We start from the raw sequence: 25,787 nt of genomic DNA, 5'->3' as shown, positions 1-25,787 counted from the left end.
GGCTCACTCCTGCTCGGGGACGTCGTACAGCCCGTCCATGAATTGGAGGATGAAGCCCTCGGCGTCCTTGGGGTCGGGGAGGGTGCCGAGCATGCCGTACATGGCCGCGCTGCCATCCGGGGCGGGCTCGCCGGAGGCGAGGCTGGCGGCGCACGTGCGCAGGTCATCGAGGAAGGGCTGCACCACGGTGGCATGGGCCGGCGTCACCATCAGGTGCAGCGCGGGAGGCATCATCTGCCGATCCAGCTTCCAGCCGCGCGCCTCCATGGCATCGCCCAGCGCGTAGATGTCCAGGGTGTCCGAGGAGAAGGCGAAGATGCTGAGCGAAGGCCTGCCCAGCAGCTCGAGCCCGGGGATGGCGGTGATACCCTCGCGCAGCGCCTTCGAGGTGTCGAGCACCGTGCGGGCCAGCCGCAGGTAACCCTCCTCGCCGAGGTACTTGAGGATGGCCCAGGCCGCGGCGATGGCCCCACCGGGACGGGTGCCGGCCATGGAGGGCGAGGCGTAGATGCCGCCGCTCCAACCGGCGTAGGTGAAGAACTGGTGCCGGCGCAGCTCGGGGGTGCGGTAGAGGACGAGGGAGGCGCCCTTGGCCGCGTAGCCGTACTTGTGCAGATCCGCCGACAGGCTGGTGACGCCGGGCACGGCGAAGTCGAAGTCGGGGATGTCGTGGCCGAGCCGCCTCGCGAAGGGCAGCAGGAAGCCGCCGAGGCAGGCATCCACGTGGAAGAGGACTCCCTTCTCCCGGGCCATGGCGGCGAGCTCGGAGATGGGATCCATCACCCCGTGCGGATAGGACGGCGCCGAGCCGACGACGAGCACGGTGCGCGGGCCCACGGCGGCGCGCATGGCGGCCACGTCCGCGCGGAAGTCGGGCCCGACGGGGACGTTGATGGGCTTCACCCCGAAGTAGTGGGCGGCCTTCTGGAAGGCGGGGTGGACGGAGGCGGGCAGCACCATCTCCGGCTCGGTGATGCCGCGCTCGGAGCGGGCGAAGTCCCGGGCCGTCTTGATGGCCATGAGGATGGACTCGGTGCCTCCGGACGTCATCGTTCCGGCGGCGGTGGGGCCGTGGAAGAGCTCCGCCGCGATGGCGAGCACCTCGGCCTCGAAGCGCCTCAGGCTGGGGAAGGCCAGGGGGCTGAGGCCGTTCTCCGACATGAACTCGGTGTAGGCCTCGGCGGCCACGCGGCGGATGTCCTCGCCCGCGTTGTAGACGAGGCTCCACGTCTTCCCCTCCTGCCAGCGTGCGTCCTCGGTGCGCATCTCGCGCATCCGGGCGAGCACGTCGTGATGGGACAGACCCTGGGAATCCAGGCGGGGACTCTTCGACATCGCATCTCCGGGAGTGTGGGGGGGGAGAAAGGCTGCTCCCGGTACTATAGGCAAACGCCGGGGGGATTGCTCCCGGCCTCCCCGTCACCGCTTCCCGGTATCGCCCTCGCCCTTCTTGTCGGCGGGGACGGTGCGCGCGGGCGTTTCGATCTCCGACTTGATGAGGCGGAAGTCGACGCGGCGGTTCTTGGCGCGGCCGAGCGCGGTGGCGTTGGTCGCGATGGGCTTGGACTCACCGAAGCCCTTGGCGCGCAGGCGGTGGGACTCGATGCCCTTGGAGATGAGGTAGTCCATCACGGACTGCGAGCGCCGCTGGGACAGGTTCAGGTTGAGGGTGTCGGAGCCAACGTTGTCGGTGTGACCCTCGATGAGCACGGGCCCCAGCTCGGGATTGCGGTCGAGCACCACGGCCACCTCGTCGAGCAGCTTGAGCGACTGTTTCTGGATGGTGGCCGAGCCTGTCTCGAAGAGGATGTTGCCCTTGATGCGGATGCGGTCCGATTCGATGACCACGAGCGGCGGATTGTCGATGGGGCAGCCATCGGCCTCGGGAGGGCCGGACTGGTCGGGGCACTTGTCCACGTTGTCGGGCACCTCGTCGCCATCGGTGTCCGGGCAGCCGTCATAGCTCTTGGGGCCGGCCATGTAGGGGCAGAGATCCTGGCCATCGGGCACGCCGTCGCCATCCGAGTCCCCGCAGCCCCCGTCGGCCTTGGAGCCGGCGGAGTTGGGGCACTGGTCCTCGCCATCCGTGATGCCATCGCCGTCGTTGTCCGGATCCGGGCAGCCGTCGTTGTCCCCGAAACCATCGAGGTCCTCGGCCTCCATGGGGCACCGGTCGCGCGAGTCGGGTACGCCGTCGCCATCCGAGTCGATGAAGACCTCGTCGTAGCGCAGGGCCAACATGACGCGCAGCTCCTCGCGGCCGTAGCCGCTGCCGAGCGTCACGCCGCGGCCCACGTTCAGCTCCACGCCCCAGTTGCCGTGGAAGTGGGCGCGCACGCCGCCGAGCACCTCCCAGGGCGTCTTGAGGGAGTCCGCCTGGCGGAAGTTGAAGGGCGCTGCGGCGGGCGTGGCCAGGTGCATCTCGGCGATGGCCTGCACGTCGGTGAGGCGGCCCACGTCGGGCAGGTCCACCACGGCGCCACCGCCGAACGTCACCTCGTTGCCCACGTAGAGGTTGAGGTACTGCGCATGCTGGGGACGCAGGCGCATGCCCAGGTTGCCCAGCACGCGCACCGGACCGAAGGCGCGCTCCACGGCGATGCGTGGCGCCACCAGCACGCTCCGCTCCCCGAGGAAGCTGCCGCCATCCCCGGTGGGGAGACGCACCTCGGCGGAGAGGGCGACGGCCACGGGGAACTCCTCTGGCAGCAGGAGGAAGGCGCGGGGCTGGAGCCGCACGTCGCCGAAACCGAAGCGGCTGACTCCGGCGGCCCCGGGGAAGTCCGGGGCATTGAGGCTGTCGCGCAGCAGCTGGAAGCCATCCCCCTGCGTGAGGGTGAAGGGCACGTCCGCGGCGAGCTCCAGCCGGCGGTGCAGCTGCCAGGCGAAGAGCGCGTGGGCATCCAGCCGGTAGGGGAGGAGGTCCCCCAGCTTCTCGTCGCCCAGCTTGAGGGCGAGGATGCCGCGGTTGTAGTCGAGGAGCAGGGCGCCCCGGAAACTGCCAGCGGGCTCGGCCTTGGCGCCCTCGAGGGCGATGCCGCTCCTCTGGGCAGGCGTGGCCTTCAGCGGCACGGCGTCGAAGCCGCGCGCGAAGGGATCATGGTCCGCCCGCGCCGTGACACCAGCCAACAGCAGGCACACCACTGCGAGTCGGGTTGCTGCGCTTCGCAAGGACCGCTCCCAGGGAGAGGCCCGGAAAGTCGGGCCCTTCAGTGGCTCGGCTCTTACCACCCACTCCCGGGGGGCGGAAGAAAACCCCCGCGAGAGTGTCTGCTCGCTACAGCTTCGCGCTACTTCTCCATGAAGGACTGCGCGGGCACCACCTGGATGGCCTCGGCCCGGATGGGCAGGGGCCAGGTGATGATGGCCTTGTCGTCCTCCAGCAGCGCGGGATGCTTGGTGGACGCGTAGGTGATGGGCGAGGGTGGCTGCTCCTCCAGGTTCCTCGCCAGCTCCTGGGCGTCCTGGGTGACGAAGGCGAAGTTGAGGGCCTCGGGACGCAGCCGCCGGCGCACGGCGGCGTGCACGGACTCGGGGGTCATCTTCGCGAGCGCGGCGCGGTACTCCTCCAGGAAGCCGGGCGTGCCGTAGAAGAGCGAGTCGATGGCGTAGCCGAGCCGGCGTTGATCCGTCTGCTCCCACAGGCGCGTGTAGCCCAGGAGGAAGCCGCGGCTGAGCTCGAACTTCTCCTGGGGAATGCCCTGCTTCACCAGCCGGTCGAGGAAGTAGACGGTGCCACGGGTGGCGAACATGCCGTTGGCGGGCACCACGGGGCGGATCCACAGGGTGAGGTCCTGCTGGGTGCGCGCGATGTTGGTGCGGTTGTAGGTGGTGCCGGGCTGCTCGATGAAGTGCTCGGCGTAGGCGTAGTCGCCGTAGTTGAGGCCGCGCTTCTCGCGCAGCTCGTTGAAGAGGACACCGGAGGACTGGCGGTGCTCGCCGAGGTACGAGAGGGCGAGGGCCACGGGGAAGAAGTCCGGATCCCCCCGGCGCAGGGGTGTGACGTAGCCCATGGAGACGGCGGTGGAGAGGGTGGGCTTCTGCACCACGAGCGCGCGGCCCGCGGTGGTGGGCACGGCGGGCAGCTCCACGCGCGGGGCGCCGGTGGCCGGGAGCGCGGACAGGCGCGAGACGACGGTCTTCTGGAGCGCCTCGTCCACGGGGCCCGCGAGGCCGATGACGAGCCGGTCCTGGGTGAAGACGCGCGCGGCGTGGGCCTTCACGTCCTCGAGGGTGAGGGACTCGAGCCCCTTCTCGGTGCCGCCCACGAAGTGCGCGTAGGGGTGGCCCTCATAGAGGAGCGCATCGAGCGCCACCTTGCCGAGCAGCTCGTCGTTCTCGCTGCGCAGCCCGTTGCGGACGTCGCTGAGGGCCCGCGCGCGCAGCCGCTCGAACTCCTGGGGCGAGAAGCGCGGCTGGAGCAGCACATCCGTGAAGATGTCGAGGAAGCGCGGCAGGTGGTCCTTGTGGACGCGGCCGGCGAAGACGGTGAACTCCTTGTCGGTGGAGGAGCTCAGCTCGGCGGCCATGGGGAAGAGCGCCTCGAGCAACTGGGCCGAGGTGAGGCTCTTCGTGCCGCCCTCGGACAGGAGGTCGGCGGTGAGCGAGGTGAGGCCCTCCTTGCCCTTCGGGTCATCCACCGAGCCCGAGTGGAAGACGAGCCGGAAGCTGACGATGGGGCTGGCCGGGTTGGCCTGGACGACGAGCCGCAGGGGCTCGGGACGCTTCAGGGGGACGGCGGGTACGGACGCGGGGGCCGCGGGAGCCGGGGGCTCGGCGGGAGCCTGCGCCTGCTGCTCGGCCTGGGGTGGGGGCGCCTCGGGAGCGGACGCGGTCTGGGACGTGGTGGCGCAACCGCCGAGGCACAGCACGGCGCAGAGGGCGAGGGAGCGGGACACGAGGGGACGCATCAGTTCTGGCCTCCGGCCTGCTTGGGGGTGAGGGTGAGCTGGGTGCGGTTGGCGGCGGTGAGGTACTTCTTGGCGAAGGTGACGAGGTCGCCCGGCTTCACCTCGGAGACCTTCTGGTAGTGGCGGGCGAGCGCGTCCGGCGTGCCGTAGACGCCGGCGAAATAGGACAGCTGGGTGGCCACGGCCTTGGCGGTCTCCATGTTCATGAGGAGCCCGTAGCGGGTGTTGCTCTTGATGGCCTCGACGCGGCCGGCGTCCACCTTGCCGGTGGCGAGCGCCCTCACGGCGGCGTTGAAGGCGTCGCGGACGGCGGCGCGGTTGCCTTCCTCCTGGAGGACGGCGACGAGGGTGAAGAGGTGCGGATCCCGGTGGATGGAGAAGTCGCTGCCGATCTCCTGGGCGAGCTGCTTGTCCAGCACGAGCTCCTTGTAGAGCGGGCTGGTGGGGCCGACGAGGTAGTCGGCGAGCACCGTCTGGAGGGCGGCGTCGGCGGTGTCGAGCCGGGCGGCGGGGGTGCGCCAGGCGAAGAGGTGGCGGGGCTGGGTGCTCTGGGGCCAGTCGATGTGGACGGAGCGCTCCTTCGTCTGGGGCGGCTCGGCGGGCACGGTGACGGTGGCGCTCTTGCGGTCCCACGGGCCGTAGTGCTCGCGCACGGCCCGCATGAGCGTGTCGTCGTCGAAGTCACCGACGACGACGAGGATGACGTTGTCCGGGGTGTACCAGCGCTCGAAGAAGGTGCGGCTGTACGGGTAGGCCTGGGGCATGGCCTTGATGTCGGCGTAGTGGCCGAGCGTGGTGTGCCCGTAGGTGTGCTTCGTGAAGAGGGTGCGGCCGAGCTCCTCCTCGATCTTCAGGTAGGGCTGGGCGGCGTTCTTGTGGTACTCGCCGAGCACGGCGAGCGCCTCGGTCTGGAAGGAGGGCTCGGAGTACTCGAGGTTGCGGAAGCGGTCGGCCTCGATCTCCACCAGCTTCTCCAGGCCGGCGGTGGGGCCGTACGAGTGGTAGAGGGTGAGGTCATCGGTGGTGAAGGCGTTGTCGTCGAAGCCGTAGGTGCTGATGACCTTGTCGCGCTCGCCCTCGGGGAAGTTCTTCGTGCCCTTGAACATCATGTGCTCGAAGAAGTGGGCGAAGCCCGTCTTGCCCGGCTCCACCTCGTTGCGCGAGCCCACGCGCACCACGGTCTGGTAGGCGATGAGACCGGGCGAGTTGAAGGGCACGCGGACGACCGTGAGCCCGTTGGGCAGGCGATCGACCTTCATGGGGTAGGGGAAGAAGGGGGAGGCGGCCTGCTCGGCGGCCGCGGCGGGGAGGGCCACTCCCAGCAGGAGGAGCAGGAGGGGGATGAAGCGCCGGTGCATGCGTGTCCTCATGTCGCTGAAGCACCCACGAGGTGGGGGGCCAGCAAACGGCGCAGCCTACCCGCTATTCCCACGAGCGGGCGGGCGGCGAGGGGAGGCCGTTGGAGGACGACAGCACGAGGCGTCAGAAGGATTGACCGGGCGCCGTCAGCGGTTATGGTGGGTGGAGCAAAGAGGAAGTGAGCGAAGTTGAAGTGCCCGAAGGGGGCGACCTGGTTTCGACGGGGGCATGGAAGTTCGAGACGCGTGCCGAGCTTGTTGGTTCGCTCGTAAAACCAACCGACAAAGACACAAAAGCCAACGACAACGTTGAGCTCGCGCTGGCTGCCTAACTAGCAGTTTCCTAGTGCGCGGTCCTCCTGCTCTCGGCCCGTGGGGCGGGGTAGGACCGTCATAATGCGGGCTGGCCGTCGAGGGTGCCTGGACTCTCGGCGGTGAGATCATCCAGGACCGGCTCACAGAATCCCGTCCGTGGGAGTCTGGGGGACGTAGCAAATCGCGGACTACGCACGTAGGGTCAAAGGACGGAAGGCTTTCGGACGCGGGTTCGATTCCCGCCGCCTCCACTGAAGTGAAAGAGCCCCGGCCGCCATCAGGCGAGCCGGGGCTTTCTTTTTCCGCCGAGGCTGCGAGGGATTTCTCCGAGCACGAGCGGCCCCAGGTTTTTGCTAGCCTCCTCACTTCCGAGGTTGAGCACGTGACCGAACTCCTACCGTTACACGCTGGTGTCGCAGGAGGGGCACCATGAAGCCCACGCTGGAGGACGTGGTGCGGCCGGACATGGTGGTGGGCGGTTACCGCATCGAGAAGAAGCTGGGAGCTGGCGGCTTCGGCAAGGTGTTCCTCGCGTGGCGAGATGGCAGCCCATGCGCCCTCAAGTTCATCCACCTGGAGAGCGTGGGTGAGTGGGGCTGGCGCGAGCTGTTCATCATGCTCCGCCACGAGTTCCCCAACGTGGTGCGGCTGCTGAGCCACTTCAAGTGGCCGGAGGAGAAGCCCGAGTACCTGGTGCTCGTCATGGAGTACGTGCCGGGAGTGACGCTCTACCGGTGGGCTCGGGACAACAACCCATGCGCCCGCGAGCTGGTGGAGAAGCTGCTGCCGCTCGCCCGGGCGTTGAAGGCGGTTCACGCCCAGGAGGTGAAGCACCGCGACTTGAAGGGCGACAACGTGCTGGTGCGCGAGGCGGACGGAGCGCCGGTGCTGGTGGACTTCGGCGCGGGCACCATGCCGGGCGCTCCTCGCGTCACCGGAGCCCTGGCCCCGGCCAACCTCCGCTACCGCAGCCCCGAGGCCGTGGCCTTCTTCCTGCGCGAGAACCGAAAACGGGGGGAGCGCTACGACTACTCGGTGAAGGACGAGCTGTACGCCCTGGGCGTCATCCTCTACGTGCTCGTCACGGACGTGTACCCCTTCAACGGCCCGGATGACGAGCTGATGGCGGAGATTCGCGCGGGCAAGCCCAAGCCCCCGCACGTGCGCAACTCTCGTGTGCCTCCGGCGCTGAGCAACCTGTGCCTGCGCCTGCTGGCCAAGACGGCTGCCCGCGTACCGGACGCCGAGGCCCTGTGCGAGGCGCTGGAGAAGTTGCTGGAAGAGGCGAAGGCGGACCCCCACCGCTGGGAGATGGCGCTGTGCTACGGCTGGACGGCGGACGGACGCACCACCGATGACGCGCCGGAGCTGGTGGGCCACGACAGCCAAGCGTGGCTGCGCAGGTGGATAAGGCAGAAGCCCAAGCGGGGCAGGCCGCCCGCGCCTCCCGCTGCTCCCGCCCATCCCGTCGAGCTCCCTGCCCTACCCGAGCCGCCCACCGCATCAACCGTCCCCACCCTTCGTACCCGGGTGAGACGCGCAGTTCCGCTCCTCGTGGCCGTGACCGTGGTGGGCCTCGTGCTGGGTGTGGTGAACGTCCTCGGCCAGCTCCGGCCGGCGCCTCCCGTCCCAACGCCGTCCCCTGCTCCAGGCCAGCCGGTGTTGACGTCTCCCGTACCTGCGGAATTCTCCTTCGACGGACCGATGCCATGGGCCACGCCCGTCCACGAAGTGGCGCCCCCGTGGAAGCCGCCCGAAGCTGACACAGGCGCAGCGCCCTCGAAGGCGGACACCCCTGCGCCCGTCACCACCGTGACGCTCAGCAAGGGAACCACCCGCATGAAGAAGAAGGCCCCCGGCTCACAGGTGGAGAACAAGGGAACCGGCTCCACCGGGGCCAACGTGCTGCTCGCCGTGGCCGCCGCCGCCAACATGGCCTGTCCCGGTGCCCAGGTCCGCAAGGCGCCCGCCCCCCAGGCGTGCCCGGCCGGTGCCGTCGAGACCATGACGCGCCAGCTCGGCATCCCCATCGGGAACAGGGCCGGGAGCGCCGTCTTCCCCGGGTGGGAGACGGGCAAGCCCGTCCCCGTGAAGGAAGGCGCCTTCTCGATTGAGCTGCAAGGCGACTGGGACGTGGATGGACGAACGGCATTGCCGAACGGCACCCGCCTCTCCGGCCAGCTCTGCATCGGGGAGAAGCGCGTCTACGGCCACATCACCCAGGCCGTGACGCCCACCGGGGACACGTTCACCGTCTGCATGGAACTGAGGGAAGCCGGTATCGAGCGTGGCCTGGAGAGCAGGTCCGATGGCGAGGCCATCAGGGTCAACCCCTTCGTGGACGTGAGGACGGTGAACCGCTTCCAGTAGCGCCATCCGAGTGCCTGGCGGGCAGGAGGCAGGGGGCAGCTCGCGCACGACCGGGGAGAATGGTGTGTTAGAGCCCACGCCTCCGGTCTCTTCGCTTTCTTCGTAGAGGTGCCCGCTCCGTGTTCGCCCTGTCCTCCACCGCCCTGCTCGGGCTGGCCCTACTCGCCTCACCCACCGACGCGACCGAGCAGGTGCCGCTCCCCACCTGCGAAGAGGGCACGCGCTACATCGAGCTGACGGCGGACGCCCCCAGCAAGCCGCCGGAGGTGTGCATCCGGCCGGAACTGACCCTCAACCTGCTCTTCGACGCGAAGCTGGCGCGCGTGGTGGTGGAGGGACGGGAGCGGTTCCGCCGGGTGAAGGTGGTGGACGACACCCTGATGCTCGTGGCCTCGGAGGCGCTGCACGACGGAGAGCACGTGCGGGTGACGGTCCACTTCGAGGACGGCGCGGCCCCTGCGAGCGCCACGTTCGTGCTGGTGGTTCACCCCTCCCAGGCGGAGCGGCAGGTGGAGGTGTCGCGCCACGAGCGCACCGTGGCCTCCCTCCGGCAGGGCGAGCAGCAGGCACGAGCCGAGGTCCAGCAGTGCCGGGAGGAGAAGGCGCGTCTCCAGGCCGAGTGCGGCGGTCAGGTGGGGCTGATGGGCCTCATCGAGAACGGGTGGCTCGACGAGAAGGACATCGTCGCCAAGGTGATTACCCTCAACGTCACCCGGCGTCCGGGAAACTCGCTCGTCGCGCAGAAGGTCATCAGCTACCGGGCCGTCGGACCGGAGGGGCGAGGACGAGTGGCCGTGAAGGTGAAGCTGTTCAATCCGGGAACAGTGGCGTGGACGCCCACGGGGGCGGCGCTGGTGGGCGCCAGGCAGGAGGCGCTGACGGGGCTGACGGTGTGGCCCCTGGAACCCATCCCGCCGGGGAAGTACGGGAGCATCACCGTGGAGATGAACGCGACGGAGCGCGAGGCCCGGGGCACCTTCATGCTCAAGCTGTGGGCGGATGAGGCCGGAGACGGGGGCGTGACTCTCGACGGCGTAACGTTCCCGTAGGCATACAGCTCCCCTTCATCGGGAGGTGGGCCTGCCCACCGGGGCCACCTCCTTCGCGTAGGCAATGGCGTTCAGGCTCTCCTTCCGGAGGAAGTGAGCCTTGCGGATGCGCAGGACCCTCCGCTCCGCGTCCTCCAGCATCTCCCATGCCTCCCGGGCCCGGCGGGGGTAGAGGTGGAGCGATTGCACGTAGAGGCAGGCGATGTGGACACGCAGCGCGAGGTTGGAGAAGCCGAGCCGTTGGACACGGCGAAGCCACTGGCCGAACTCCTCCCACGGCATGTCGAACGAGTACGCCTGAGAGATGAGATCCTCCGCGATGCTGCGCCGGGTCTGCTGACGTTCAACCTCGGTCTTTGCCTCGCTCAACCACCGTTTCTCCAGCTCCAGCAATGCACGCTTGATCTCCTCGTAGGGGGCGTCGGCCTTCAACAGCTTCACGAGGAGCTGGTCCTTTTCCTGCCCACGCGCCAGCCCGCGCTCTTTTCGTGTGCGTCGCATGGTTACGCTCCCGGACAGGGCTTGTCGTTGGCCTCCTTGGGCCATGACCCGTAGCGCATGCAGGCTTCGAAGCACGCCTTGCACTGCGTCTCGCCCCAGACGCGGCCCTCAACGCTTCCACCGCCAGCATCGATGCACCTGTCGTAGGCTGGCGTGCAGATGTCCTTGCGCCATCTTTCCTTCTCCGCGCGAGTCGGGAGCTTGGGAACCGCTGCATTTATTCGTTCAACCGACTGCGGCGGGGGCGTCACGCCACACCTCTCGTACTGGCCGGGGTTCATCTTCAGGCAGCAGGTGGCGGTGCTGTCCGTCTGGTTGCACTCGACGTCCGCGAGTGCCGCATCTGCACCCGCACACCCCGAGGCCAACATCATGGCGATGACAACCTCTAGGCGCGGGCCGCACGTGCTGCCCGATCTGCCAGGTCCCAAGAAGTGCATGAGCCCTCCTACGGTGGGTTGTCATGCGATTCTGGACCAGGTCGCAAAGACCATCAATCCAAGTAATGCGGTAATTCCTCGCCGCGTGGGGTTATCAACACGTCCAACCGTCTACTGGCCAATCAGCCGGGTTTCAGGTGAGGGTTACCCACTCCAACAGGTTGAGGCAAGCTACCGACTTGCGCAGTTGCACGGGACTTTCTTCAGGGGGCCACTCGTGTTACCTGAAAGGAACTCATTCTTCAATATGAGAACCTGAAAGGTTCAGGAGGCATCCTCGTGAACGAGCAACCAGGCAGCGGCAGCTTCCCCATCCGCCCCTCGGGTCCTGACGGTCTTCTCTTCGAGGGACCCGAGTACCGCTACACCTTCGTCGCTCCGCTGGCGGACGCACATGATCCCATGGCCATTGCCCGGCGCACCTCCTTGCACGGGGAGAGCGTTCCGTGCCTCGTCATCCTCAAGGGCGTGAAGATGCCGCCCGAGGACGAGCGCCGCCAGCGGGCCGTGGAGGAAGTGCAGCTCGCCACACGGCTGCGCCACCCCGGCATCGCCCAGGTGTACGGGCTGGCGGAGCACCAGGGCGAGCCCTACGTGGTGATGGAGCACGCCCCGGGCCTCTTCCTGGCGACGGCCATGGAGACGGCGCTGCTGCTGGGCAGGAGGCTCGCACCGGCCCATGCCGTCTACATCGCCGCCGAGGTGGCCGACGCGCTCCACTCCGCCTGGAACAGCCAGGACGAGGCGGGCCGGCCGCTGCACGTCGTCCACCGGGCGGTGAGCCCCATGAGCATCCGGCTGGAGTCCAGCGGCCGGGTGAAGCTCACCGACTTCGGCGTGGCGTACTCGCGGATGGTGGGACGGCTGGACACGCCCTCCAAGGTGCTGCGCGCGGAGCTGGACTATGCCGCGCCCGAGGTGGTGCGCCATCAGGAGCCGGATGGGCGGGCCGACCTCTACTCGCTGGGCATGGTGCTGCTGGAGATGCTGTCGGGTCAGTACCCGCTGGACTCCCCGGACGAGAGGCTGCCTTTCCCTGAGTCCCCGGAAGCAGTCCGGTACAGCGCTCGCGTGCGCGCCGAGCGTCCCACCTGGACGAGCGTGGGGGAGCTGGCTGACCGCATCCTGAGCTTCGGCCCGGAGGACGTGGAGCGCGTGGCCCGCAAGGTGCCCGAGCCGCTCAAGCGGATTCTCCACAAGGCCCTGCGCGGCAACCCGGACGAGCGCTACCAGAGTGGCGGAGAGATGAGGGACGAGCTGTGCGCATGGCTGAGCGGCCAGGGCAAGCGGTTCGGACGCTCCAGGGCAGCGGCGGAACTGCGAGCCCTCGACCGCGACAAGCCAGCTCCCCAGGAGACAGGCGCCTTCCCCATCGAGAAGGGCGTCCTGCTCACTCCCGAGGAGGAAGCCACGGCCGAGGAGGAAGAGAAGGAGCGGAGCGAGTGACCATGAAGAACGGCACGCACCTGATGAAGAAGAAGCTGACCGTCCACCTGGGAGAAATGCTGCGAGAGGCCCGGCTCGAGGCCGAGCTGACCCAGGCGGACGTGGCCGAGCGCGTGGGAGTGGTCACCGAGGTGTACGGGCGGATGGAGCGGGGCCACCTGACGCCCAGCGTCCTCACCCTGTGCAAGCTGTGCATGGTGCTGCGGGTGGATGCCAGTGCCGCCCTGGGACTGCAAACGGGCGAGGCGACGGCCTGGTTGAAGGAGTCCGAGCCCACCTCGGAGGAATCGCCGCAGATGCGCCGTCTGCTGCGCACCCTGCGCCAGTTGGACGACAAGCAGCTCACCGCTGTCGGTGACATGGCGCGCAGCCTCGTGCAGCCCGAGGCCCGTTAGCTCTCGCCCGAGAGGTGGGTGTCGGCCGTCTCCAGCAGCTTGCGCAAGAGCGCCAACCTCTCCGGCGGCCAGCCCTGCAAGATGTGGATGATGCGGCTCAGCTCCGGGTGCTCACCAGCCTCGGGTGGAGGGGTCGGCACCGTTGCCTCGTGGGCCTGAGTACCCAGGGACAGGAGCGCATCCGAGGAGATGCCCAGGGTCTCGCAGATGCGCCGTAGCGTGGGCACGCTGGGCACCATCGCGCCCCGCTCGACCCGGCCGTAGACGCCGGACTTCAGGCGCACCTTCTTGGCCACCTCCGCCTGCGTGAGGCCCAGCCGCAGGCGAGCAGCCCGGGCCGCGTCCCCCAGCGCGTGTCGCAGCTTCTCGTCCATGGTGTGCGTCTACCGCAACAGGAGGGGGACCGCGATGATCAACATCAACACGTGACGGGGACCTACCTGATGGCGGCTGCTCCCCCCCTCTATGACAACTTCGAGTTCGACTGGTGAGCAGCTCGGGCGGTGCGAGCCCAGGTGGCTGCGCCCAAGCCCGAGGAGCAGGACCAGGCCAAGGAGCTGCGCGTGATGCTGCGGCTCGTAGGGAGATGCTCCCGATTTCGTTCTGTCAGCCATCCCTGGAGACGTCGACTCATATTCTGGGCTGGAGGCTGGCGCTCTGAGGTACCGTCCGCTGTACGGGCCTGACGGAGACACCATGAACCGAGCGCTGCACCTGCTGGCGGACGATCCCATCTTCGAGTCCCGCGACGACAAGCTCAACCGCTGGGGCTTCGCCCGCCAGATCGTTGAGGTCATCCAGAGGTTGCCCGCGAAGGAGTCGAGCACCGTGCTCGCGCTGATCGGCCCGTGGGGGAGCGGGAAGTCCTCGCTGCTGGGGTTGGTGACGCGCTCCTTGGAGACCTACCACTCCGACGAGTGGAAGGTGGTGGCCTTCAACCCGTGGGAGGTGTCCTCGCTCGACGGGTTGATGATCGGCTTCTTCGAGGCCATCTCCAGCGCGATCCCCGACGACTTCCAGACGAAGACGGCGGGCGAGACGCTGCAGAGCTACGCCAGCAAGCTGCTGTCGCTGGGGGGCGCATTCAAGGTCCCCAGTGCGATTCTGGCGAACGCCATGGGGTTCCTCGACCCGGGCAAGCTGGCCGAGACGCTCGGGAAGCTCCTGGACAGCAAGGCCTCGACCCAGAAGCTCAAGAAGCGGCTGGAGGTGGCGCTCGCGGATCTCCCGCAGCGCATCCTGGTCGTCATCGATGATCTGGACCGGCTGATGCCAGACGAGCTGCTGATGGTGTTCAAGCTGATCCGGCTCCTGGGACGGCTGCCGGGCATCCACTATCTGCTCGCCTATGACGAGCAGACGCTCCTGTCGGTGCTGAAGGAGAGCCAGTTGGCGCGGGGCAGCCCGGACCGGGCGCTCGCGTACCTGGAGAAGATCGTCCAGGTCCGGCTGGACCTGCCCACCGTGCACCGGGTGCAGGCGGAGGAGATGATCCAGAGCTGTGTGGAGGATCTCCTCTCCGGGCTGCGCAAGCCCATCACCGATCAGGAGAAGGCCCGGCTGCAGGCGCTGCTGAAGAGCGATCTCCTGATGAGGCTGAACGAGCCGCGCAGCATCAAGCGGTTCTTCGCCCAAGTCGCGGCGTACCTCCCTCTGGTGGTGCATCGGGTGGACCTGCCGGACTTCGTCGCGCTGAGCTACGTGCGCACGTTCTACCCGCTGCTGTACCGCGAGCTGCATCGCCGCAAGCAGGAGCTGCTCACGAACAAGGGGCCCACCGATAGTATGGGCAGGCAGCTGCAGTGGCCCGTCATCGCCACGAGCGCTGGCGTGCCGGAATCCGAGGCCACGACGATCGTCAAGCTCATCGCGGCGGTCTTCCCGGCGGGCTCTTTCTCATCCTCGGGCGGGGATCTCCTCGGCGGGACCACCGAGCGGCGGGCTGCGGATACGCACTACTTCGAGCGGTACTTCTACTTCGGTGTGCCGCCGGGAGATGTGTCCGAGGACGAGATCGAGAAGGTGTTCTCCACCCTGGGGAGGGCAGGGACCGAAGCGGAAAGGGCCCGGCTCGAGGGTTGGCTCCGGGAGAGTTTCGAGCTGGTCCTCCCAAAGCTGAAGGCGCTGGAGCCTGGCCTTGACGCGCTCCAGAGAGCCCACCTCCTGATCGTACTCGCGCGCCGGTACCGGGCGGCGCATGAGAGCGGTGAGGACCTGCTCCAGCGCACCGACTTCCGGGACCTGTCACTCCATTTGCTCGTGGTCCTCTCCGAGGGTGCAACAGAGCTCGTGAGTCTGGCCCTCACGGACTCCATGGAGATCCGCTTCCTCTTCCGGCTGATGCGACTCCGTGTGCTGCTGCCCGCGAGTGACCGGCAAGGAGGGAGGGAGCTGCTGCTCAGGATCGCTCACCGGGTGCCGGAGATTCTCGCCGCCATGACGAACCAGGAGCTGCCCAAGGTGCAGTGGTGCATCGCCATGGCGGCCACCTGGGCGGAGGTTGAAGGACGCAAGCGCGTGCATGACTGGATGGTCGCGGAGTTGGAGCGCGCAGAGAGTTCCTGGCGAGTCGAGGACCTCCTCGGGTGCTGCGTTGTAGGGGTCAAGCCCGTCTCGGGAGGGTACCAAGTGGGGGAGTTCTTCACTCTCGACACGATGACACTCGAGGCGGTCGTACCCAGGGCCTGGTTGCTGGAGAAGTTGAAGGACAGGATCCAGAACGCCACCGAGACGGTGCTGCAGGACACACATAGGCAGGTGCCGTTCGCGGCCCTCATCAGCTATGGGCTGTGGAGACTCCACGAGTCGATCAACGACGTCAAAGAGGAAGTGGCGCGCCTCGCCGGGGCCCCCGATGAACGAGGGGATGCTGGGTGAGCCCCATCCCGTTGCAGCGTCAGATTACCGATGCGGCTCGTTCGTGGGGATGTAGCTTTCCTGGAGCAGGTGCTTCTTGAACGCGCGGCGTATGCGTATAGGCGGGATAGAGGCCATGTTGGGGGTGAGGGCAGGAGCGGAGGTGCCGAGGAGGAGCGCTGACAGGCGCCGGCCGAGCAGTGAGCCAAGCGGGTGGACAGGCCGCGCAGCCCCTTGAGATACACGACTGCCCAGGCCGACCTCCCATGGGGGGAGAGGTAGGCACGCAGGTGAACACGTCCGCCAGCAGCGTGGCGAGGTTGTCCCTCACCGCCGCATACAGCACCGTCCCCTCCGGCTGTCTCCGCCGGTACTCCCACCCGCGCTCCTCCACCTGCTCCTCCCCAGCCACTCCTCGCCAGGGCACACGCTGTCGTCAGCCTCCCACTGGGCTCCGTGGAGCCCCTGCCTGCTTGTGGGGTTCGGGACCTATGAGAGCAGGATGCGGAGGAGGGTCGCAGCCCGCGCCGGGTTGCCTCCTTCCAGGGTCGCCAGGGCCGCCGCGACGTGCTTTGCTACATTGCTACAGCAGACCCGCTCTGGAGCGCTCTCAACACAGCTCGGCGTGGGGTAGGGGAAGGTGTTGGCCGCCGTAATCCGCTGCGGGGAGCGGCTCCTTTGCCTCCCCATCTCGCCGGAGAGACGCACAGGGATGGGTCCAACCCAGGAGGACTCAAGGGTCTCGTGGGGTGAGGACGAGGCCGTCGAGGACACCGTAGGCGTAGAGGGCAGCGAATGCGTAGGCCCCCACGAGGTAGGAGATGTTGAGCCCTCGGGTCACGCTCGCGTCCCCGGCGCTGTACCGCCCGTCGGGGCCTCGCAGCGCCAGCGCCGTGTCCAGCGCTGCCGCGGAAATGGCCAGACTCGCCCCCTGCGTCACCGCCAGCACGGTTCCCTGGGTGCGCCGGCCGTGCTGGAAGTGGCCCACGCCGAAGGGCACCAAGTACCAGCCACGCGAGGGGGAGGCTGTTCCCCGGAGTGCCAGATCCGCCGCGGAGGGCTCGGGGGTTGAAGGGAGGGGCGGCGTGAGGGAGGGCGGACGGCGCATGGCGGTCATCGCGCCGATGCGCTCCCGATGAACGGTGCGCACGCGCTCCACGAAGGCGATGAAGTCCGGAGGGTATAGCAGCGGAGCTGACGAGACTTGACATGCTCCGGCCGGTGGAGAGGCTTCCAAGAACGCCGCGACGGCATGGGTACGCGCCGCCTGGGCGACATCGAGTGTGAGGAGCGGATGACAGGGGCCATCGTTGCAATGAGCGGCTTCCACTATCAGGTCCGGGTGACCGTTTGGATGGCCCTGGAGCTGATGTTCCATCGCCGCGTATGCGACGGCATCACCGTCGAGCCGGTGGATCGCGAGGACATCGAGGCGGTCCTGCGGAGGGCCGCGAACCCCGAAGGTGAAGAACACGCGGAGGCCCGCGCGGTCGTTGGCCTGAGCGACTCGCGCCTGAACGTCCAGGTGAAGCGGCGCGCCGCGCATTGGACGTCCGGGGACTTCACCAGCTTGATGACGGCGAGCATCGCGGAGCCAGACGCATCCACGAGTAACCGCCGCACGCCCCCCCTCGTCGCACTGAGGGACCCCTCCACCCGGTACCTCCTCGTCACCTCCTCGCAGGCGACAGGCGAGCACCTGCCGTCGCTGCGCGTACCGGAGTTTACCGCGGCCCCCATCGAGCCTCGACTCCCCGTGGCCGTGGAGGAGGCCGCACGGAAGCAGGGGCTCGATCCGGCACGGCTCGCCCCGCGTATCGCCATCATGGACATGTGCTCCGAGGAACTGGTCACACGCCGGTCCAAGGATCTGCTGATGACCCACGGGCACGTCCCGTCGACGCGCGTCGACGCATGCCTCGACCTCCTGGAGCGGCAGGTCTGGAGCAGGCTCCAGGGAACACACCCCGGACAATGGCGGCGAGAGGAGCTCGAGCAGGTCATCTGCTCGCCGGAGAGCGGAGGACGGCCGCGGAGCTCGCCGGAGCTCGTCGGCTTCGTTCCACCTGTCTCCTTTCGGATCGCGCAGGAGCGGTTGCAGGAACTCCATGCCGTCTTCCTGCTCGGCCCGCCTGGGAGCGGAAAGAGCCTGACGGCCACGACCCTGACGGAAGAGCTCCGACGGGAGGGGGTGCCCTTCGAGCTGGTTCTCGATCCGTCATGGCTCGAGGTCGACGAGCGCATACGGCTACCCGGCCGGCACCTCTTCGCCTTCGAGGACCCGTGGGGAAAATACCAGCGACGCGAGGGGCGTGAGGGGTGGGCCTCGGACCTGCTTGAGAGACTGAGGCGGGCGGGACCCGACAAGAAGTTCCTCCTCACCTCCGCATGGGGCCTCTACCCGGGGCCCGTCACGGAAAAGGAGCGGGAGAAGCTCGCCAGGTTCCAGGTCACGCTCAGCGCGGAGGACTACCCGCTGGAGGCCCGTGCCGAGATCGCGCGGCGCCGCCTGGGCGCCGCTGGAACCTGGCGAGCGGAGTGGCTGGAGGAGCACATCCCCGAGCTCGTTCGACGAACGGGCAATCCACTGGTGCTTGTCGAGTTCGTGGACCAGCTCGCTGGCCTCGAGACCCGCGAGAAGGCCAACTTCGAGTGCCTCCTCGCGGGAGCGCAGCACGAGATGCTCAGTGAGCGTCTTGCCAGGGAAGTCAGGGAGCGGGGTCTGTCCTTCGCCCTGGGTGCGCTCGTCATCTGGGCGTTGCTGACCACGAAGGGCACCGTGACGGAGGAGGCCGCCGGCCATTTCGGCCGAGCGCTGAGCGGGGCCATGGACGGCCAGGAAGTACGGGCCGTGGGTGTCCTGCGGTGGCTGCGTGACCGCCGCTCGCTGCGCGAGCGGACCACGGGCTACACCGTGCACCCCTTGCTCCAGAAGGGGCTCGAGCTGGCCTGGAAGAGTGACGACTTCGTGGACGCCATCGAACACGCGCGCGCGGACCTCGTCGAGAAGCTCATCCAGGAAGAGGACTTCGGGTGGGCGGTCACCATGCTCGAGGCCTTCCAGCCGTCTGTCCTCGTGTTGAGACCCACACGCCAGAAGGCGCTCGACACCTGGCTCCGCGACGGCGTGCTGGAAGCGCCGACACCCCACGCATTCGCTCAGTCCCTGTATCTCCTCCGAGCGTTCTCGAGGGCCGCCGATGCCGTGAAGAAGGTCACCGACGCCCTGCTGAACGACCAGCGGATGCCGGATGGCCTGAGTACCTTGCGATGGGTCGCTCCACGCTGGGCCGACGAGGAACTGGCCCAGATAGCGAAGGACGCCGCGGCCCGTCAGCTCGCCGGACGATACGTCGAGTGGATGCTCCCATTCACCGAACTCCCACTCGAGAACCACGAGCGTCGTCCGGAGTTCCTTCGTCGCTTCGGCTGGAACCTCGCGCCCGAGTACCTCCGTGGGCTCGACAGCGTGCTCGACAATGCGCCCGCCGGCACGACGGGAGAGTTCCAGGAGTTGGTGCTGGGTGCCCTGCTGGAAGGAGCGCCCTTCGAGGACGTGCTGATGCGCTGCGTGCGCGCCCTCCGGGCACATGAGCACGAATGGAACAAGCGGGTCCCTGAGACCGACTGGGGCGAGCAGGTGATGGACACCATGGCCCAGGAGCACTTCTCGGAGAAGGCCTCGGAGGGGGACGGGTGGCTCCAGGACGGGCTTACAACCGCCGTCTCCTGGAGGAGGCGGCAGCCCGAGGGCTGGCGGTGGATCCTCACGCATCCGGAGCAAGCGTCCTTGATCCGCCCCTGGGCCATGAGCCTGCTCAAGCGAGGACAAGACATGACCCCGGACGAGTTCGATGCGCTCATCGAGCTCGCGGAGACACACGACCAGGATGACGACGTGTGGAACCAGTTCCCCTGGGACTCCACACTTCCCACCCCCCTGGTGGAGACGTGGCTCCTTCGGCTGGAGGCGCTTCCCGCCCGACGTCTGCAACACCTCCTCCGAAAGGAGTCGCACTCCCTGGAGCCGGGCCGCTTTCAGGCGTCGTTCAGCGCCGCCCTTCGACAGGCCTCCGCGCGCCGTCGGATCGAGCTGGTGTTCGCGATGTTCCCCTTCCACCAGGGTAGCTCGGAGCATGCGGCCCTCGAGCCGATTCGTCGCCTCGTGAGAGAGGCGACACCAGGAGCGGGGCCGATCGAGAACGCGCTCCAGGCGCTGGGGGCAAAGGATGAGGAGGGGCTGATTCGCGCGACTCAGGCCTTCGACACGGAGGCGAGCGCCCTGCTTCGTGCGGTCGTGCTCAGCCAGCGACACACCTGGGCGGCGACCGCGCTCCTGTTGCTGGCGCGCGCGGGGGCGCCAATGCGCGAACAGGCCCAGCAGCTGCTCCACTCTCCGGAAAAGGAGGCGCGTTTGCGCGCCGGGCTCGCGCTGCACGCCGACCCCATGGCCAGGGAATCGGTCAAGGCCCTGCTCAAGGACCCACATTACCGCTGCCGCCGCCTGGCCATCGCGATGCTCGCGGACTCCTCGAGTGATGAGGAGCGACTGGAGCTTCTCGCGATGCACACCGACAAGAGCGGTCCCGTCCGCCAGGAGGTCGCGGAGACCATCGACCGCCTGGGCTGGCTCGACGGCATCCCGGCGCTTGAGGCGCTCGCACGAGATACATGGGACCAGTCCTGGTACGTCCACGAGGAAGACGGGGCGGATATGCCGGTGCGGAGTGCCGCCAGGCAGGCACTTGCGCGTCTCCGTCTTGGGGAGCGAGTGGAAGGGACCGAGGCGGAGCGATGGCCGGTGGGGCTGCTGAGCTACCTCGGTCGGTAACTCACGGGCTGAGCAGCACGTCTCGTAGGAGCGCGAACGTCGCCGCCAGATCCTGCAGCGACTGCTCGAGTCCTACGAAAGCAGGATGCGGAGGAGGGTCGCAGCCCGCGCCAGATTGCCCCCTTCCAGGGCATCCAGGGCCGCCGCGACGTGCCTTGCTACATTGCTACAGCAGGCCCGCGCTGGAGCGTCCTCAACACAGCCCAGCATGGGGCAGGGGGCGGCGTAACCGGCCGGAAGTCCTACGGAAACCGCTCTCGACCGCTCTGGAGCGCTCTCGCCGGAAGTCTCTGGCGGCGGGTTCGATTCCCGCCGCCTCCACTGAAGTGAAAGAGCCCCGGCCGCCATCAGGTGGGCCGGGGTTTTCTTTTTTGCGCGGGGGATGGGGGTCGTCAGGCGACACCGGCATCGGCGAGTGTCCGCTGGAGCGATTCGCGGGAGCGCCGCGCGATCTCCGCGGGCGACCGGCCCCTTCACGCGCCAAGCTCGCCTCCTCCTCACCTGCTTGGGGGAGCACTGGTGCGCGGCGCGCAGAGCGCAGGACTGCCTGCGGAGTACATCGAGCGGCTGCGCCTCGGGGGAGTAGGACCCGGACAAGTCGCGGTGAAGGCCACCAGGCCGTGACGTGAGGCTTCAGGCCACCGCTGCCACGCGCGTGGTGGCGAGCGGCAGGACCTTGCCCTCCGAGGGCTTCCACTCCACCAGCGACACCTGGGCGCCTCCGCTCGCATGCGGCTCGGCGATCACGGCGGTGAAGCGGGTCTCCAGCTTCGCCAGCTTCGCCTTCTCGGGGGCGAGCCCGGGGTTGCGCTGCAGCTCTTGGAGGAAGTCCGTCCACACCGCGTCGGACGCCTCCGGTGAGGGCAGCCGCATCACCCAGATCCAGCTGCCCGAGTTCGCGTAGACCCTTCCAGCGTCCTCCTTCCAGCGGCTTGCATGGGTGTGGCCGATGATGACCGCTCCGGCCTCGAACTTCTCCGCCAGCCGCCAGGCCTCCTTCGCCTCCGTGGGCTCCAGGCTGAAGTAGCGCTCACCGCTCTGTCCCACCACGAGCCGCTGCGTGCGCGCATAGGCGCCCAGGCAGGCGCGGGCCAGCTTGAGGCGGGCCTGGGTGAGCACCTCCTCGTCCCCGTCGAAGCTCATCGCCGAGGAACCGAGCACCCGCTCCAGCTCCTCCTGCTCCTCGGCGGTGAGGCCTGCCTCGGCGAGCCTCGGGGCCAGGCCCAGGTCCGCCGGGGCCGGCTCCTCGGGGTCGAAGCTCATCGGCATCTTCGACTTGCGGAACAGCTGCCAGAGGATGTCGAGGGAGGTGCGCTGGAACATCAGCTTCACCGCCGTGGGGTTGACGGCCAGGGCCGCCATCACCGCGCCCTGGAAGTCCGGCACCAGCAGGTCCGCGAAGCGCATTCCATACTGGCGCTTGAGCGGATTGAGCAGCGTCTTCACCAGCACGGAGCCGGCGGAGTACTGGTAGTCCTCGGCCCGCGCGCTGTCGGCGGCGCCCGGGCCGGGCAGGTGGGCGTACTCCACCTTGTTCCAGTCGTCCCCGTGCTCGCCATGGGCCAGCAGCAGCCGCGCTCCTCCCACGTCCAGCAGCTCCGGGGTGTCCCCGCGGCGGAACACGAGCCGGGCGGCCACCTCGCGCGGCTGGCGCAGCGCCTCGCGAAACACGGCTTGCACCTCGCCCAGGGCCAGCTCGATGTCATGGTTGCCCAGGCGCATGAGGACCTCACCGCCCCCGGCCAGCAGGCGTCCCAGGGAGGCGAACACCGCTGCCGTGGCGGGGCTGGTGACGAGCGCTCGCGCCTGCGCCACCGCACGCTCCGTCTGGAGCTGGAGCGGATCCTCGTTCATCAGGAAGTCGGCCGTGTCTCCATTCAGCACCACCCGGGTGGGACGATCCGCGAGCGAGTCGAGATACGCGGGGAGCGCCGTGTCTCCCGCGAAGATGTCGTAGCCCTGTCCGTTGCCCAGGTGCAGGTCACTCAGGATGACAGTGCGCATGTGAGTCCTTCGAGGGTGAGGTGCTGGGAGTCTTCAGATCTCCTCTAGCAGACCTGGGCCGCGGCGGACCAGACAGGCGCTGTCCGTGGTGGCGCTTGGGGGAGTGCGCTAGGGTTGGCGTCTCCGTCGTCATTCCGGGGGGAAGATGGGCCCGACCCAGAAGAAACCGTATGCGCTGGTGCTGGAGTTCTCGCGAGCCCGGGAGGCGGGAGACCCGTACGCCTTCCGGTTCGAGGAGCAGGATTACCAGCTCCGGCTGGAAGGCGGGGTGTTCCAGAACGCGCCCTTTCCGTGGAACCCGGGGGTGTTGGCGGACCTGGAGGCACTCGAGAGCCCCACGCCTGGGAGCGAGGCGGTGCAGCGCCTGGGCAACAACCTGCGCTCCTTCCTGGGACGGCTGGATTGGGGAATGCAGGAAGCGGCCATCGAGCAGGCGCTGGCCGAGGGCCGCGAGGTGCAGGTGTCCTTGCGCTCGGGAGCGGCGGAGCTGTACGCGCTGCCGTGGGAGCTGCTGACGCTGAAGGGGAGTGGGCAGCACCTGGGAGAGGTGCCCGGGTGCACGCTGCGCTACGAGTGGCCCCGGGCGGAGGGCCCGGCACGCACGGCTGCGCCCGCGGAGGGGGGACGCATCCTCTTCGCATGGTCCACGGCGGCAGGAGACGTGGGGGCGGAGGCGCACCAGAGAGCCATTGCGCGAGCGTGCGAGCGGGGAGACGTGCCGTTCGATGCGCGCCAGGACGTGCTCGGCAATGTGTCGCTCAAGGGGCTGGCGGAGGCGCTGAGGACGGCCCGGGAGCCCGTCGCGGTGCTCCACATCCTCTGCCATGGAAGCCAGGCAGGAGCCACCTATGGGCTGAAGTGGAATGCCTCGCGCGAGGGAGGGGAGCCGGACTTCGTGGATGGAGCGAGGCTGCGCCAGGTGCTGGCCCCGTACGCCAGCACGCTGCGCCTGGTGGTGCTGAGCGCGTGCCGGAGTGGGAGCTCGGGCGAGCCAGGCAGACACGTGGGGAGTGTGGCGCAGGAGCTGCACCGGGTGGGGATTGCGGCGGTGGTGGCCTCGCGGCTGCCGTTGTCGGTGGCGGGTTCCATCCGGATGACGGAGGTGCTGTACGAGCAGCTGCTGGGGGAGTCGTGCTCGCTGGAGCGGGCCTTGGGGGAGGCGCGGCAGCAGCTGAGACTGGAAGGGCGCCAGCTCGACTGGGCCTCGCTGCAGCTCCTTGCCCGCGCCGATGAGGGGACAGATCTCCGTCCGCTGGCGCTGAGGCCGTACCGGGGCCTGCTGGCCTTCGAGGCGAAGCACCGGCGCTTCTTCTTCGGGCGGGAGGCGCTGGCCAAGGAGCTGCGGGAGCGGGTGCGGGAGGCGGTGGAAGGGCAGCGGCCCCGCTTCCAGGTGGTGGCGGGAGCGTCGGGCGCGGGCAAGTCCTCGGTGGTGATGGCGGGGCTGGTGCCGCTGCTGCTGGAGGAGAAGGACTGGGACGCGGTGGTGGTGCGTCCGAGCGAGCTGGTGGGCGGGGGCGGGGGCTCGGAGGGGAGCTTCCCCTCGCTGGGGGGGCTGCGGAAGCGGCTGCGTGCACTCGGTTCCAGCGAGCCGGTGGTGGGAGGGCCGGGCGCCTCCGAGGCCGAGGTGCTGGAGGAAGCGCGGCGGCTGCACGAGAAGCGGCCCGGGCGGAAGCTGCTGCTGGTGGTGGACCAGTTGGAAGAGGCCTTCACCCAGCTGTCAGGCCCGGAGGAGCAGTCCGCGTTCGTGCGGGTGTTGTGGAAGCTGGCGATGCGTACCGGGGGGGAGTGCGTGGTGATGAGCACCCTGCGGGTAGACCACTTCGAGCGCTGTGGAGAGGTGGCGCTGGACGAGCGGACGCGGCTGGACAGCGTGGTGTACTCGGAGGCGCACCGCCTCTTCGTGGGGCGCATGGGCGAGGAGGAACTGGCGGCGGCCATCGAGAAGCCCGCCCGAGCGGTGGGGTTGGAGCTGGAGGCCGGGCTGGTGCAGAAGCTGCTCGCGGACCTGGGCCAGGAGCCCGGAGCGTTGCCCTTGCTGGAGTACGCGCTGGACCTGCTGTGGAAGAACCGGGTGGGCCGGAGGCTGACGCACCAGGCGTACGCGGACATGAAGGGAGTGACGGGAGCGCTGACGGAGACGGCGAACCAGCTCTACGCCTCCTTGTCGAAGGCGCAGCAAGGGCAGGCGAGGCGGCTGCTGGTGAAGCTGGTGGGCTCGCGGGACATGACGAGCCCGCGGACGCGGCGGCGGGTGTGGGTGGAGGAGGTGAGACCGTCCGGGGAGGCGGCGCGCAAGGACTTCGAGGTGGTGCTGGAGAAGCTGGTGAGGAGCCGGCTGCTGGTGAACGGGGAGGAGGAGGGGCGAGTGTGGGTGCAGTTCGCGCACGAGGCGCTCATCCGGCGGTGGACGATGTTGCAGAAGTGGGTGAAGGCGGACTGGGAGCGGGAGCAGCAGCTGCGGGAGCTGGAGGCGTGGGCGGAGGCGTGGGAGGAGCACCAGCGGGGAGAGGACCGGGGTGCGTCGTACCTGCTGACGGGGGATCGGCTGGGCTACGCCCACCAGGTCCGGGACAGGTATCCCGGAGAGTTGTCGGCGAGGAGCTTGCGTCTGGTGGGGCAGTCGGATGCGGCCGAGGCGGGCAGGAAGAGGCGGCGGAAACGGGTGCTCTCCGCGATGGCCGTGCTCGTGCTGCTGTCCGTCGCTTTCGGGCTCGTGGCGGCGTGGCAGGGAAGGCAGGCCCAGAGCCAACGGCTCGTGGTGATGGATACCTCACGAGTTGTTCACGCCAGCAACCTGCTTGGGCAGGTTCCGACCCTTGCGGCTCTGGTGCTACGTGAGGTGACGCACCCGGAAGGAACGCTGGAGTGGAGACAGACCGCCATCGACATTCTCCAGCGTCCTCTGAGCAGCGCGGTTCTTGCTGGGCACCAAGAGAGCATCAGCTCTGTCTCCTTCAGCCCGGATGGAAAGTGGGTGGTGACGGCCTCCTCGGACGGGACGGCGCGGGTGTGGAGTGCGGACGGGAAGGGCGAGCCGGTGGTGCTGCGCGGCCATGAGGATTTAGTGAAGTCCGCCGCCTTCAGCCCGGATGGCAAGTGGGTGGTGACGGCCTCCTGGGACAAGACGGCGCGGGTGTGGAGTGCGGACGGGAAGGGCGAGCCGGTGGTGCTGCGCGGCCATGAGTCAGTGGTGTATTCCGCCGCCTTCAGCCCGGATGGAAAGTGGGTGGTGACGGCCTCCGATGACAAGACGGCGCGGGTGTGGAGTGCGGACGGGAAGGGCGAGCCGGTGGTGCTGCGCGGCCATGAGTC

16 protein-coding genes and 1 other RNA gene are annotated in these 25,787 nt (G+C 68.6%); 8 read left to right on the top strand and 9 right to left on the bottom strand.

All coding sequences use genetic code 11. The features are described from left to right. Positions 1 to 3: 3 nt before the first annotated feature. The 4 genes from VFZ09_RS30515 to VFZ09_RS30500 all read right to left on the bottom strand — a co-directional run bounded on the left by VFZ09_RS30515 (position 4) and on the right by VFZ09_RS30500 (position 6,280). Positions 4 to 1,335 carry an aspartate aminotransferase family protein gene (locus VFZ09_RS30515; RefSeq protein ID WP_329731223.1) on the bottom strand — a complete coding sequence of 444 codons (1,332 nt, stop codon included), beginning with the start codon at positions 1,333 to 1,335 and terminating at the stop codon, positions 4 to 6. A gap of 84 nt (positions 1,336 to 1,419) precedes the next feature. Beyond that, complete coding sequence (locus tag VFZ09_RS30510; RefSeq protein ID WP_329731222.1) at positions 1,420 to 3,129, bottom strand: OmpA family protein; 1,710 nt, start codon at positions 3,127 to 3,129, stop codon at positions 1,420 to 1,422. Positions 3,130 to 3,290: 161 nt separating this feature from the next. After that, positions 3,291 to 4,910, bottom strand: a complete 1,620-nt coding sequence (locus tag VFZ09_RS30505) for a pitrilysin family protein (protein ID WP_329731221.1) — start codon at positions 4,908 to 4,910, stop codon at positions 3,291 to 3,293. Continuing rightward, positions 4,910 to 6,280, bottom strand: a complete 1,371-nt coding sequence (locus VFZ09_RS30500; protein ID WP_329731220.1) for a pitrilysin family protein — start codon at positions 6,278 to 6,280, stop codon at positions 4,910 to 4,912. The genes VFZ09_RS30505 and VFZ09_RS30500 overlap by 1 nt, the downstream gene beginning before the upstream one ends. Positions 6,281 to 6,471: 191 nt before the next feature. Between VFZ09_RS30500 and ssrA the strand changes: the two genes are divergently transcribed. From ssrA to VFZ09_RS30485, 3 genes are all read left to right on the top strand, one after another. Then, positions 6,472 to 6,837, top strand: a transfer-messenger RNA (tmRNA) gene (ssrA, locus tag VFZ09_RS30495). A 175-nt stretch (positions 6,838 to 7,012) separates the two neighbouring features. Next, entirely contained in the window at positions 7,013 to 8,953 is a 1,941-nt protein-coding gene (locus VFZ09_RS30490) for a serine/threonine-protein kinase (RefSeq protein ID WP_329731219.1), read from the top strand. Between the two features lie 119 nt (positions 8,954 to 9,072). Further along, a complete protein-coding gene (locus VFZ09_RS30485; protein ID WP_329731218.1) occupies positions 9,073 to 10,002 on the top strand; it encodes a DUF2381 family protein in 930 nt (309 codons plus the stop codon). A gap of 15 nt (positions 10,003 to 10,017) precedes the next feature. Here VFZ09_RS30485 and VFZ09_RS30480 read toward each other — a convergent pair whose 3' ends face one another. Both VFZ09_RS30480 and VFZ09_RS30475 read right to left on the bottom strand, forming a co-directional pair. Continuing rightward, complete coding sequence (locus VFZ09_RS30480) at positions 10,018 to 10,503, bottom strand: hypothetical protein (RefSeq protein ID WP_329731217.1); 486 nt, start codon at positions 10,501 to 10,503, stop codon at positions 10,018 to 10,020. A gap of 2 nt (positions 10,504 to 10,505) precedes the next feature. Then, complete coding sequence (locus tag VFZ09_RS30475; protein WP_329731216.1) at positions 10,506 to 10,877, bottom strand: hypothetical protein; 372 nt, start codon at positions 10,875 to 10,877, stop codon at positions 10,506 to 10,508. A gap of 345 nt (positions 10,878 to 11,222) precedes the next feature. On the opposite strand from VFZ09_RS30475, the gene VFZ09_RS30470 reads away from it, so the two are divergent. Both VFZ09_RS30470 and VFZ09_RS30465 read left to right on the top strand, forming a co-directional pair. Then, complete coding sequence (locus VFZ09_RS30470; protein WP_329731215.1) at positions 11,223 to 12,389, top strand: serine/threonine-protein kinase; 1,167 nt, start codon at positions 11,223 to 11,225, stop codon at positions 12,387 to 12,389. Positions 12,390 to 12,391: 2 nt separating this feature from the next. After that, on the top strand, positions 12,392 to 12,784 hold the full coding sequence (locus VFZ09_RS30465) for a helix-turn-helix transcriptional regulator (RefSeq protein ID WP_329731242.1): 393 nt from the start codon (positions 12,392 to 12,394) through the stop codon (positions 12,782 to 12,784). On the opposite strand, the gene VFZ09_RS30460 is transcribed toward VFZ09_RS30465, so the two are convergent. After that, a complete protein-coding gene (locus tag VFZ09_RS30460) occupies positions 12,781 to 13,158 on the bottom strand; it encodes a helix-turn-helix transcriptional regulator (protein WP_329731214.1) in 378 nt (125 codons plus the stop codon). The two genes, VFZ09_RS30465 and VFZ09_RS30460, sit on opposite strands and share 4 nt — an antisense overlap. A gap of 322 nt (positions 13,159 to 13,480) precedes the next feature. Here VFZ09_RS30460 and VFZ09_RS30455 point away from each other — a divergent pair, with 322 nt between their 5' ends. Further along, on the top strand, positions 13,481 to 15,661 hold the full coding sequence (locus tag VFZ09_RS30455) for a KAP family P-loop NTPase fold protein (protein ID WP_329731213.1): 2,181 nt from the start codon (positions 13,481 to 13,483) through the stop codon (positions 15,659 to 15,661). 712 nt (positions 15,662 to 16,373) lie between these two features. On the opposite strand, the gene VFZ09_RS30450 is transcribed toward VFZ09_RS30455, so the two are convergent. Further along, positions 16,374 to 16,790, bottom strand: a complete 417-nt coding sequence (locus VFZ09_RS30450; RefSeq protein WP_329731212.1) for a hypothetical protein — start codon at positions 16,788 to 16,790, stop codon at positions 16,374 to 16,376. Positions 16,791 to 16,892: 102 nt separating this feature from the next. On the opposite strand from VFZ09_RS30450, the gene VFZ09_RS30445 reads away from it, so the two are divergent. Next, the gene (locus VFZ09_RS30445; protein WP_329731211.1) at positions 16,893 to 20,471 is read left to right on the top strand and encodes a hypothetical protein; all 3,579 of its coding nucleotides are present in this window, start codon (positions 16,893 to 16,895) and stop codon (positions 20,469 to 20,471) included. A 633-nt stretch (positions 20,472 to 21,104) separates the two neighbouring features. Here VFZ09_RS30445 and VFZ09_RS30440 read toward each other — a convergent pair. Next, positions 21,105 to 22,475: a hypothetical protein gene (locus VFZ09_RS30440; protein WP_329731210.1), complete on the bottom strand. Its 1,371-nt coding sequence runs from the start codon at positions 22,473 to 22,475 to the stop codon at positions 21,105 to 21,107. Positions 22,476 to 22,620: 145 nt separating this feature from the next. On the opposite strand from VFZ09_RS30440, the gene VFZ09_RS30435 reads away from it, so the two are divergent. Beyond that, positions 22,621 to 25,787: CHAT domain-containing protein (locus VFZ09_RS30435; protein ID WP_329731209.1), on the top strand; the 3,167-nt coding region annotated here is incomplete at its 3' end.

Source organism: Archangium sp., assembly GCF_036277355.1.
Classification (GTDB): Bacteria; Myxococcota; Myxococcia; order Myxococcales; family Myxococcaceae; genus Archangium.
This window is presented reverse-complemented; position numbering and strand designations above follow the sequence as displayed.